Consider the following 10,846-nt stretch of genomic DNA (forward strand, 5'->3'; position numbering starts at 1 on the left):
CAATGTGCACGTCGGAGGCGCCGACCTGAATGGCGTCCTCAAACAGCGACTGCAGCAGGCGCACCACCGGCGCGCCCTCAATGCCGGCCGTTGCCGTGAGCTCGCCAAAGTCAACGGCGTCACCCAAATCCTTTTCCAGCGCGCGGGCCAGGCCGCTGATCTCTTCGGTGCGGCGATAGAGCCGGTCAAACGCCAGCGCCAGCTGGGTCTCTGGCACCGCCGCGATGGCGATGTTGCGCTTGAGCAGGCGCGTCAACTCATCAAAGGCAAACAAGTCCAGCGGGTCGCCCAAGGCCAGCAGCAGGGAGTCGCCTTTGTCTTCGAGCACCAAGGCCCGAAAACGCCGCGCCGCCGATTCAGGCAGCAGCTTGATCACGTCGGCACGAAACGGGAAGGTCTTGAGGTTGACGAACGGAATGCGCAGCTGCCGCGCCAGACCATTGGCCAGCAGTTCTTCGGTGATGATGCCGGTCTCGATCAGCAGACGGCCGACCTTTTTGCCGGTCTGACGTTGCAGGTCCAGGGTCTTTTGCAGCTGTTCCTGTGAAATCAGGCGCTGCTGAACCAGCACGTCGCCCAGGCGCAGCTTCTCAGGCCGGCCAGGCGTGGGCAGTGAGCGGACCTGCGGGGAAGAAACGGCTGCCATTGGTCAGGTCATCCAGGGATTAAATAATACAAAAATGATAGCGCACTAGGCAATGAATACGGGGGCTAGAGCCCGATTTGGCTTGAAAAATGCCTTGCCTCATGCCACCTCAGTGCAAATGGCGCGGCTTGCGCCCGCCGCCATGGCCGATGCCGCCATGGCCGCCGCCGGAACCACGCGGGGGGCGCCCGAGTTGCAGCGAATTCACCAGGTCGTCAAAGCGCTGGCTGAACAATTTGTCGACTTCAGCCACCACGCCCACCAGTTCGGCGCCATCAAAATGACGCTCCATCAGGTTCACCACGTCCTGCACCAGCAAGTCGCGCTGCACTTGCATGATGGCCGCCGGGTCCGGCCCCACGAAGAGCATCACAAAATCATCGCGTGACTCGGCGTCCGAATCCTCGTCCTCATCGTCAAACTCGGCGTCATAAAACGTGACTTCAATCGCGGCACCGGCTTGCGCCACCTCATTGAGGTTCATGCACATTTCATCGAGCACCTGGCGAAAATCATCATCACCGGCCACGGTCCAGCACATCTGCAACAGATGCTCCTGCGGGTCAAATTTGATGCCCGGCTCGTCTTCGTAGGAGCTGTCGGCGGCATCGGCCAAGGACCGCGCACCGGCGTATTTCCATAGCGGCTTGAGGGCTTCTTGCAACTGCTCAAAAACAACATTGGGGCGCAAGCTCACCTGGCCATGGACATGGATTTCAAAAGGGGTGTTGTAGCGTGCCATGGAATGTGAATTTAGTGGTCAGGATCAAAACCGAAAAATAGGCATGAAGCCGCATCGGTTCAAGTTTCAGTAAGTGGCCCTGCTGGTTGGGTTTTGACTCGTCGAGACTGATTGTGCCATGACGTGTCCCAGCGAGGCAGGCGACGGGCCGTGCCATGGCGAGCGCTTCAAGTCACCGCTCAGTCCGGGTTTACCAGCGCTCGGGTTTTCCAGCATGACAAACCGTTCAGCGCGCGCTAACATCCAAAAAAGCACACTCGTGCTATTCAGGCTAAAACCGGTTAACACGATCTTCCGGCGGCGGTCATCAGGCGACAGCGCCCCACCCCAGAGGTCGCACTGGCTAGTCAAGCGAAATCCTTTCAACCCTATCGACCTCGCGGTCCTGCAGGAGACAATCTTGAAAAAAACTTTAATGACTTGGCTCGGTGGCTGTTTGCTGGCCCTGGCGCTGTTGCCCGCATCCTCCTGGGCGGCCGGCTACACCCAAACCAAGTTCCCGATTGTGTTGGTGCATGGTTTGTTCGGCTTTGACAATATCGGCCCGCTCGAATACTGGTATGGCATTCCTTCAGCCCTGCGCGCGGACGGTGCCCAGGTGTACGTGACGCAGGTCTCCGCGGCCAACAGCACTGAAGTGCTGGGCGAGCAGTTGCTGATCCAGGTGAAACAGATTCTGGCCGCCACGGGCGCGAGCAAAGTGAACCTGATTGGGCACAGCCATGGCGGCCCGACCATCCGCTACGTCGCCTCGGTGCGCCCTGATCTGGTGGCCTCGGTCACCTCGGTTGGCGGTGTGAACAAGGGCTCGGCCGTGGCCGATGTGCTGCTGGGCGTCGCACCGCCCGGATCGCTCTCCAACAGCGTGCTGGTTTCGATCACCAACGGCCTGGGCTCCATCATCAGTTTCCTGTCCGGCGGCTCGGGCCTGTCGCAGGACTCACTGGCGGCGGCGCAGTCGCTCAGTACCGCGGGTTCGCTCAAGTTCAATCTGGCGCATCCTGAAGGCCTGCCGACCACGGCCTGCGGCGAAGGCGCGTACGCGGTGCGGGGCGTGTCTTATTTTTCCTGGAGCGGTGCCAAACCCTACACCAACCTGTTCGACATCTTGGACCCGGCTCTGGCGTTGACTTCGCTTGCCTTTAACGGGGCCAAGAACGATGGACTGGTGGCGAGTTGTTCCAGCCGTCTGGGTCGTGTGATCCGCGATGACTATGCGTTGAACCACCTGGACGAAGTCAATCAAATCGTCGGCCTGGTGAATCTGTTCGAGACCAACCCGGTCACCCTGTACCGCCAGCAAGCCAACCGGTTGAAGAACCTGGGCCTGTAACGCGCCGATGAAGCTGCGTGTCAGACACCTTGCCTGGGGCCTGTTCGGTCTGGTCCTGCTGCTTGCAGGCTGGCGGGGGTGGCCGCACGCCGCCACCCCCGAGACCTCGTCGTCCAGCGCGGCGCCAGCGGCTGTTGGGGCGGCGTTTGTGCACTCCATGCAGGACACCGTGCCGGACGGCGACTTGCGGGCTTTGCCAGCTGCCGCGCAGGCGCAGTCAGGCCCGTTGCCTTACGCTGAACTCAAACGCCTGTTCGACTATTACCTGAGTGCCGTCGGCGAGCAGAGTCTTGATGCCATCAGGCTGGAAATCGGCAGTCAGCTGCAACGGCGTTTGCCCCCCAGTCAGCTGCCGGCGGCCAGGCGCTTGTTGGCCCTGTATTGGCAGTTCAAGCTGGCTTTGGTCGAGCTGGACAAGAACCCGGAGTTGGCCGGCGCTGGCGTGCCAGCCATCCATCGGCGCCTGCTGGCCATGCAGGACCTGCGGTCCCAGTTCTTCAGCGCAGAAGAAACCCAGGGCATGTTCGGCTTTGAGGACGACTACGACATGGATGCCGTGGCGCGGCTGGAGATCAGCCAGGACCCGGCGCTCACCCCAGCGCAGAAGAAGGAGCAACTCGCAACACTCGATGCCACCCAGTCGGCGGTGCTGCGTGAAGAACGCGAGGCACCCCGCAGGGTGCTCAGAATCGAGCAAATGGCGCAGGACCTGCGTGCCCAGGGCGCCAGCGACGACGATGTTTATCGCATGCGCTCCAGGGAGCTCAACCCTGAAGCCGCTGCCCGCCTGGCCGAGGTGGACCGCGAAGAAATCGCCTGGAAGAGCCGCATAGCCACTTACCTGAGCGAGCGCAGCAAGTTGCTCGAAGCACAGGCCGACGCGCCGCCGGCACAGCGCGAGTCGGCGTTAGTGCAGTTGTGCCAGTCCCGGTTCAGCCCGGACGAGCGTCGTCGTCTGGCGGCTTACGAACCCTGAACCGGGCTGGACCCGGCGCTGACAGGGGTTGGCACTATGAGCATTTTTTGGTTCTAGCCCCCGTCCCTGTTGGGTAAGTTGCTATCTATTTTCTAGCGCCCGTAACAGCTTCAGGTGAACGCCGCCAAAGCCGCCATTGCTCATGCACAGGATGTGATCGCCCGCTCTCGCTTGCGCCACCACCTGCGCCACCAAGTCATCAATGGTGTCGGCCACCTGGGCTTTGGCGCCCATGCTGGCCAAGGCCTCGCGCGCATCCCAGCCCAGTCCACCCCCGTGGCAAAAAGCCAGATCGGCATCGGCCAGACTCCACGGCAATTGGGCTTTCATGGTGCCGAGCTTCATGGTGTTGCTGCGCGGCTCAAACACCGCCAGGATGCGTTGCTTGGGGCCCAGCTTTCGCCGCAGACCGTCGACGGTTGTGCGAATGGCGGTTGGGTGGTGGGCAAAGTCGTCGTATACCGTGATGCTGCCATCAGCGCGCTGCACGCTGCCGCGAATTTCCATGCGTCGTTTCACATTTTCAAAGCTGCCCAGCGCACGGGCGGCGGCCTCGGGCGAGACCTCCAGATGTTGGGCCGCCGCAATGGCCGCCAGTGCATTGAGCTGGTTGTGTACGCCAGTTAGTGCCCACTTCACGTGGCCGATGATCTGGTTCTGGTACAACACGTCGAATTCCTGCGGCTCACCGCGCGCCGTGAAATCACTGACCGCCGCGCCAAAGCTGCGGACTTCACTCCAGCAGCCCGCGTGGATCACCCGTGCCAGGCTTTCTTCCAGTCCGTTGACGACGACCCGACCCGAACCGTGCGGGCCTGCGCCTGGCACAGTGCGCAGCAGGTGATGAAATTGGCGCTCAATCGCGGCCAAGTCATCAAAGATGTCAGCGTGGTCGAATTCGAGGTTGTTGAGCACGGCGGTGCGCGGCCGGTAATACACAAATTTGCTGCGCTTGTCGAAAAATGCGGTGTCATATTCGTCGGCTTCGATCACAAAAGTCCGGCCTGCTCCCAAGCGGGCTGACACGCCAAAATTCACAGGCACGCCGCCGACCAGAAATCCGGGCTGCAAACCAGCGCATTCCAGTATCCAGGCGACCATGGCGGTGGTAGTCGTTTTGCCATGGGTGCCCGCGACGGCGATGACATGTCGACCCTGCAGGATGTGCTCGGCCAGCCACTGGGGGCCGCTGGTGTAGGGCAGGCCTGCGTCCAGAATGGCTTCCATCAAGGGAAATTTCGGGCTTCCATCGGCCAGGTGGGCGCGGCTGACCACGTTGCCCACCACAAACATGTCAGGGACAAGTGTCAACTGGTCGGCGCCGAAGCCTTCAATCAGGTCAATGCCAAGCGCTCGCAACTGGTCGCTCATGGGCGGGTAAACGCCGGCGTCGCAGCCGGTGACTTTGTGGCCTGCCTCCCGTGCCAAAGCGGCCAAGCCACCCATGAAAGTGCCACAAATACCAAGAATATGAATATGCATGGTTGAATTTTAGGCTGCTGCCATGCGCCCCCAAACCGGGGCAAAATGAGGCCGTATGGAAACCCTGAAATCAGAAATTTCGGCTGTGGCTGCCCGCCTGGTGGTGGAAGAGGGGCTTGAGTATGGGCCAGCCAAGCGCCGCGCCGTCAAGCATATGGGTCTGCCGCTGCGCACCGCCTTGCCAGGCAATGACGAAATCGAAGATGCGGTGGTGGAGTACCTGTCAGTCTTCTGTGCCGACACCCAGCCCGGTGAGTTGTTGGCCTTGCGTCGCTTGGCCTTGGTCTGGATGGAGCGTATGGCGGCGTTTAGGCCCTATCTGGGCGGGGCTGTGTGGCACGGCACCGCGACGCGACTGTCGGATATTTACATTCAGTTGTTTTGTGATGACAGTAAATCAGCGGAGATATCGCTCATTGACCATCAGGTCGACTATGTGCCGCGCACGGTCAGCGGTTTCAACGGTGAAGCGGTTGAGGCCTTGAGTGTGCATGCCTTTTGCCCCGACCTGAAGGAAGATGTGGGCGTTCACTTGTTGGTGTACGACCACGACGACGTGCGGGGCGCGCTCAAACCTGATGCCAAAGGGCGTCCACCGCGTGGGGACATGGTGGCGGTGCGGCGTCTGTTGCATGATCAGTGACCATGAATGAATTGCCCCCTTCTTCCGAATTCGCAGAAAACCGCTCCAGAAGCCGTCGGCGCTGGTTGATGGGTGCGGTGGCGGGTGCCGCCGCTTTGGGAGGCGTCGGCTTGGCTTGGCGGACCTACGCGCCGCAAACGATGCCAGCGGCTGCCGACTCGGGACTTTGGCAACTGGAGTTCCCAGGACTGGATGGTGGCGTGTTCAGTATGGCTTCGTTGCGCGGCAAACCTGTGCTGTTGAATTTCTGGGCCACCTGGTGCCCACCTTGTGTGGAAGAACTGCCGCTATTGAGCAGCTTCTATCAGGAATATTCAGCCAAAGGATGGCAAATGCTTGGTTTGGCGGTGGATCAGCTGGAGCCAGTCAAGCGTTTTCTGGTAAAGAGTCCTGTGACTTTTCCAGTCGTGCTGGCAGGAGTTCCCGGTGTTGAACTCAGCAAATCTCTCGGTAATTCGAGTGGTGGTTTGCCGTTCACTGTTGTGCTTGGATCGGATGGGATGGTGGCGCATCGTAAAATAGGCCAGGTGTCGCCGGCGAATCTGTTGGCTTGGGCCTCCTTGAAATAGGTGCGAAGCGCAACAAACAGTCGTTGTCAGGCGGCTCGACGGTGCCAATGGCCAATAGATTGATCATCTAAATTGGCTGGAAATTCCGAAAAATAAAAGAAGATAGCTGTACTTTGGCGAAATTTAAGGTAAATTCGCCCGTCATTATTTTAAATTCGTTGGAGATCTCATGGACCTTAGAAAATTGAAGACGCTGATTGACCTGGTGTCAGAGTCAAATGTCTCGGAGTTGGAGATCACAGAGGCCGAAGGCAAGGTTCGCATCGTCAAGGGCGGTGGCGCCATGGTTCAGCAGTATGCGGCACCCGCCGCGGCGCTGGCGCCTGTTGCGGTGGCGGCCCAGAGTCCTGCGCCCGCGGCTGCGCCCACCGTTGTTGTCCACACCGTCAAATCGCCGATGGTGGGCACTTTTTATCGGTCCGCGTCCCCGGGTGCCAAGGCTTTTGTCGAGCTTGGGGACGCCATCAAAATCGGTGAAACCGTCTGCATTATTGAGGCCATGAAGATTCTCAATGAAATCGAAGCCGACAAGTCGGGAACGGTGACGCAAATTCTTTGCGAGAACGGACAGGCCGTTGAGTACGGACAGCCCTTGTTTGTGATTGAGTGATGTAAAGCGGCCATTCCCATGTTCAAGAAAATCCTGGTTGCCAATCGGGGCGAAATTGCCCTCAGAATTCAACGTGCCTGTCGTGAGCTTGGTATCCAGGCGGTCATGGTCTATTCGGAGGCTGATCGAGAAGCCAAGTACGTCAAGTTGGCCGAAGAAGCCGTCTGCATCGGACCGGCGCAGTCGGCCCTGAGCTATCTGAATATGCCCGCCATCATTTCGGCCGCTGAAGTGACGGATGCCGAGGCGATCCATCCTGGTTACGGTTTTTTGAGCGAAAACGCTGATTTTGCCGAGCGGGTGGAGAAAAGTGGTTTTCAGTTTATTGGCCCGACCCCCGAATCGATTCGCATGATGGGTGACAAGGTCTCTGCCAAGCAGGCGATGATCAAGGCCGGTGTTCCCTGTGTGCCAGGTTCTGAAGGCGAGCTGCCCGATGATCCGGTGCAAATTCGCCGTATTGCCAAGGCCGTGGGGTATCCGGTCATCATCAAGGCTGCGGGGGGCGGGGGTGGACGCGGTATGCGCGTGGTCCATACCGAAGCGGCTTTGCTCAATGCTGTCACCATGACCAAGGCCGAAGCCGGCTCCGCTTTTGGCAACCCGGCGGTGTATCTGGAGAAGTTTCTCCAGAACCCCAGGCATATTGAAATCCAGATTCTGGCGGACAAGTACAGGAACGCGGTTTACCTGGGTGAGCGAGATTGCTCGATGCAGCGGCGGCACCAAAAAGTGCTGGAAGAAGCGCCTGCGCCTGGTATTGCACGCAAGCTGATTGAACGCCTGGGCGATCGCTGCGTGTCAGCGTGCAAGAAAATTGGCTATCGCGGGGCCGGCACTTTCGAGTTTTTGTATGAAGACGGCGAGTTTTATTTCATTGAAATGAATACCCGCGTGCAGGTGGAGCACCCGGTCACGGAAATGATCACCGGCGTGGATATTGTCAAGACCCAGATCATGGTGGCGGCCGGCGAGAAGTTGCCGTTCACGCAACGCCAGATTGAGATTCGTGGACACGCCATTGAATGTCGTGTGAATGCTGAAGACCCCTTTAAATTCATTCCTTCACCCGGTCGTGTCACCATGTGGCACGCACCGGGCGGGCCAGGGGTGCGGGTGGACTCCCACATCTACACCAATTACTTCGTTCCCTCAAATTACGACTCGATGATTGGCAAGATCATTGTGCACGGCGACACACGTGAGCAGGCCTTGGCGCGCATGCGCACAGCCTTGGGTGAAACGGTGGTGGAGGGCATCAACACCAACATTGCGCTGCACCGAGAGTTGATGGTGGACGCGAAGTTCATGTCCGGTGGCACCAACATCCACTATCTTGAAGAATGGCTTGCCCAGCACACACGCTAGACTGAAACCTTGCGGGACAGGCCGCCGTATTGCTGCGCGAACCGGCTCTGTCCTCAACCAGCCTGAAACCTTGCGGGACAGACCGCAGTGACGCGCAGCGAACCAGCTCTGTCCTCAACTAACCTGAAACCTTGCGGGACAGACCGCAGTTACGCGTAGCGAACCAGCTCTGTCCTCAACTCATTAGAAACGCATGTTTGAACTGACCTTGATGTGCCCGGAGAACCGGGTTGGGACCTTGAGTGACACGCTCGAAGCGCTGGACGCCTTGAGCGTCAGTATCGAGGATGCCGATGCCCAGACCGATGCCGAGCAGGCTTTGTTCGGAGAGCCCGGCATGCCGCCACCCAAAACGGGTTGGCAGCGCTCGCGGGTAAGCGCGCTGTATGCCTCTGAGGTGTTGGCGAAAGAAGCCTTGGACCTGTTGCAAGCGCAGGATTTTTTTTCGGACTGCCAACTGTTGGGTATGCAGGCCGTGGCGGAGCAGGATTGGGTGCGTTTGACCCAGTCCCAGTTCACGCCGGTGGAAATTACGCCAGAGTTCTGGATCGTGCCGACCTGGCACGAACCGCCCGCGCAGGCCCGCATTGTCATTCGTCTCGACCCGGGTTTGGCGTTTGGCACTGGCACCCACCCGACCACCCGCATGTGTTTGCGCTGGATTGCCCAGCGTGGTCACGGCGATGAATCCACAGTCAATCATGCGCTGGGCCGGGTGCTGGATTACGGTTGTGGCTCGGGCATTCTCGCCATCGGCGCGGCCAAGTATGGCGCCACTGACATTGACGCAGTTGATATTGATGATGCGGCGGTTGAATCGACCGTGCTGAATGCGCAGGCCAATCAGGTTCATCTGAAGGCCGGCTTCCCGGATGCCGCCACGGGTGTCTATCAAACCGTGTTGGCCAATATCTTGGCGACTCCCTTGAAGGTGCTGGCTCCCTTGTTGTGGTCGCATGTGGCACCCGGTGGCTCGCTGGTATTGGCCGGCATTCTTGGCACCCAGGCTGATGAGCTGAAAGCGGCTTACGCACCCTATTGCCAATTGGTGATTTCTGACCAGCAAGAGGGCTGGATATTGATGACCGCGTCGAACTGAGTTGTTTCGGGCACGGCTCTACAATTTTCAACCCATGAGCCTGATCACACGTTGCCCGTCCTGCCAGACCCTGTTCAAGGTCGTGCCAGACCAACTTCGGATTTCCGAAGGCTGGGTGAGGTGCGGTCAATGTGACGAAATATTCGACGCTGCGCTTCACCTGCTACAGGCGCCGCCTGCGCCGCAATTGCCATCAACTCAGCAGCCGGAGTTGCCCGAGGCCCTGACCGCGGTGGATGCATCCGGGTTGCCTGCGGCCGAGGTCTCGCCGGTTGATGAAGATTCGTCCGTTCCAACACCTTTGGTGGAGGAACTCGATGGGTCGGATGAGTCTGTGCACCCTATGGATACCTCGGACTTGGCGCTGTCAGCCGTTTCAACAGTCATGGCACCCGGATACACGGCAGATGCCGGCCGAGACGCCGACGAAACCGACTTCCGTGCTGAGCTGGACGAAGTTTCTTTTCTGCAGGACGGCAAGAGTGGCGTTTTTTGGCACAAGCCGATCATGCGTGCGACTTTGGTTTTGCTGAGTTTGGTATTGCTGCTCGGGCTGTTGGGGCAAATTGTGTTGCATGAGCGCGATCGGATCGTGGCGTTGGAGCCTGGCTTGCGGCCCTTGTTGCTGGCCCTCTGTGCGCCTTTGAATTGCGTCGTGTCGCCGTTGCGACGTATTGAATCCATCGTAATTGACAGTTCGTCATTTAACAGACTTCAGGGCGATTCTTACCGTTTGAATTTCACGATAAAAAATACAGCGGATATTTCACTGGCTGTGTCGGCAGTTGAGCTGACGCTGACTGACTCACTGGATCAGCCAGTCGTGCGGCGGGTACTACTGCCCTCGGAACTCGGCGTTAAATCGGATGCGATGACTGCGGGCGCTGAGTGGCCGATCTCTCTGGCCCTGGAGATCAAGGCGGTGGGCACGTCTGATCGCATCGCAGGGTATCGTTTGCTAACCTTTTATCCCTGAGCTTATTTCCCCCCTTTGCCGGGGGCAAAAAAAGGCCCGGGGCCTTGCGACACCGGGCTTGAAGAAAAACCAGCTTGGTTTTTCAGGGTTTGCTGCCCGATGGAAAAGGCCAGGCCGCTTGCGGGTTCAAGGTGGTCTGAGCCACAGGTGCCGCTGGAGCGCTTGCCTTCTTAGCCGGTGCAGCCTTCTTAGCTGGTGCAGCCTTCTTAGCTGGTGCAGCCTTCTTAGCTGGTGCAGCCTTCTTAGCTGGTGCAGCCTTCTTAGCTGGTGCAGCCTTCTTAGCCGGTGCAGCCTTCTTAGCCGGTGCAGCCTTCTTAGCCGGTGCAGCCTTCTTAGCCGGTGCAGCTTTCTTAGCCGGTGCAGCTTTCTTTGCTGGTGCAGCTTTCTTTGCTGGTGCAGCTT

10 protein-coding genes and 2 pseudogenes are annotated in these 10,846 nt (G+C 59.1%); 8 read left to right on the top strand and 4 right to left on the bottom strand.

Features of this window, described 5'->3' with window-relative positions; all coding sequences use genetic code 11:
• Together WA157_RS03395 and WA157_RS03400 are read right to left on the bottom strand one after the other, a co-directional pair.
• Positions 1–646: pseudogene (locus WA157_RS03395) on the bottom strand (MSHA biogenesis protein MshE); the annotation flags it as partial.
• Positions 647–755: 109 nt separating this feature from the next.
• Positions 756–1,388, bottom strand: coding sequence for a DUF6806 family protein (locus tag WA157_RS03400; protein ID WP_011465631.1), 633 nt, complete (start codon positions 1,386–1,388; stop codon positions 756–758).
• Positions 1,389–1,803: 415 nt separating this feature from the next.
• On the opposite strand from WA157_RS03400, the gene WA157_RS03405 reads away from it, so the two are divergent.
• Entirely contained in the window at positions 1,804–2,721 is a 918-nt protein-coding gene (locus tag WA157_RS03405) for a lipase family alpha/beta hydrolase (protein ID WP_422619626.1), read from the top strand.
• 7 nt (positions 2,722–2,728) lie between these two features.
• The gene (locus WA157_RS03410) at positions 2,729–3,697 is read left to right on the top strand and encodes a lipase secretion chaperone (RefSeq protein ID WP_422619618.1); all 969 of its coding nucleotides are present in this window, start codon (positions 2,729–2,731) and stop codon (positions 3,695–3,697) included.
• Between the two features lie 81 nt (positions 3,698–3,778).
• On the opposite strand, the gene mpl is transcribed toward WA157_RS03410, so the two are convergent.
• The gene (gene mpl, locus WA157_RS03415) at positions 3,779–5,179 is read right to left on the bottom strand and encodes a UDP-N-acetylmuramate:L-alanyl-gamma-D-glutamyl-meso-diaminopimelate ligase (protein WP_422619619.1); all 1,401 of its coding nucleotides are present in this window, start codon (positions 5,177–5,179) and stop codon (positions 3,779–3,781) included.
• A 55-nt stretch (positions 5,180–5,234) separates the two neighbouring features.
• On the opposite strand from mpl, the gene WA157_RS03420 reads away from it, so the two are divergent.
• The 6 genes from WA157_RS03420 (at position 5,235) to WA157_RS03445 (ending at position 10,444) form a co-directional block, all read left to right on the top strand.
• Positions 5,235–5,822, top strand: coding sequence for a hypothetical protein (locus WA157_RS03420; RefSeq protein WP_422619620.1), 588 nt, complete (start codon positions 5,235–5,237; stop codon positions 5,820–5,822).
• Positions 5,823–5,824: 2 nt separating this feature from the next.
• Positions 5,825–6,391, top strand: a complete 567-nt coding sequence (locus tag WA157_RS03425) for a TlpA family protein disulfide reductase (protein ID WP_422619621.1) — start codon at positions 5,825–5,827, stop codon at positions 6,389–6,391.
• Between the two features lie 169 nt (positions 6,392–6,560).
• A complete protein-coding gene (accB, locus tag WA157_RS03430; RefSeq protein ID WP_422619622.1) occupies positions 6,561–7,001 on the top strand; it encodes an acetyl-CoA carboxylase biotin carboxyl carrier protein in 441 nt (146 codons plus the stop codon).
• Between the two features lie 18 nt (positions 7,002–7,019).
• The gene (gene accC / locus WA157_RS03435; protein WP_422619623.1) at positions 7,020–8,369 is read left to right on the top strand and encodes an acetyl-CoA carboxylase biotin carboxylase subunit; all 1,350 of its coding nucleotides are present in this window, start codon (positions 7,020–7,022) and stop codon (positions 8,367–8,369) included.
• A gap of 193 nt (positions 8,370–8,562) precedes the next feature.
• Positions 8,563–9,468, top strand: coding sequence for a 50S ribosomal protein L11 methyltransferase (gene prmA, locus WA157_RS03440; RefSeq protein ID WP_422619624.1), 906 nt, complete (start codon positions 8,563–8,565; stop codon positions 9,466–9,468).
• A gap of 34 nt (positions 9,469–9,502) precedes the next feature.
• Positions 9,503–10,444 carry a zinc-ribbon and DUF3426 domain-containing protein gene (locus WA157_RS03445; RefSeq protein WP_422619625.1) on the top strand — a complete coding sequence of 314 codons (942 nt, stop codon included), beginning with the start codon at positions 9,503–9,505 and terminating at the stop codon, positions 10,442–10,444.
• An 82-nt stretch (positions 10,445–10,526) separates the two neighbouring features.
• Here WA157_RS03445 and WA157_RS03450 read toward each other — a convergent pair.
• Positions 10,527–10,846 (bottom strand): annotated as a pseudogene (locus WA157_RS03450) (histone); the annotation flags it as partial.

The organism is Rhodoferax ferrireducens, assembly GCF_049302455.1.
Taxonomy (GTDB): domain Bacteria; phylum Pseudomonadota; class Gammaproteobacteria; order Burkholderiales; family Burkholderiaceae_C; genus Rhodoferax; species Rhodoferax ferrireducens_B.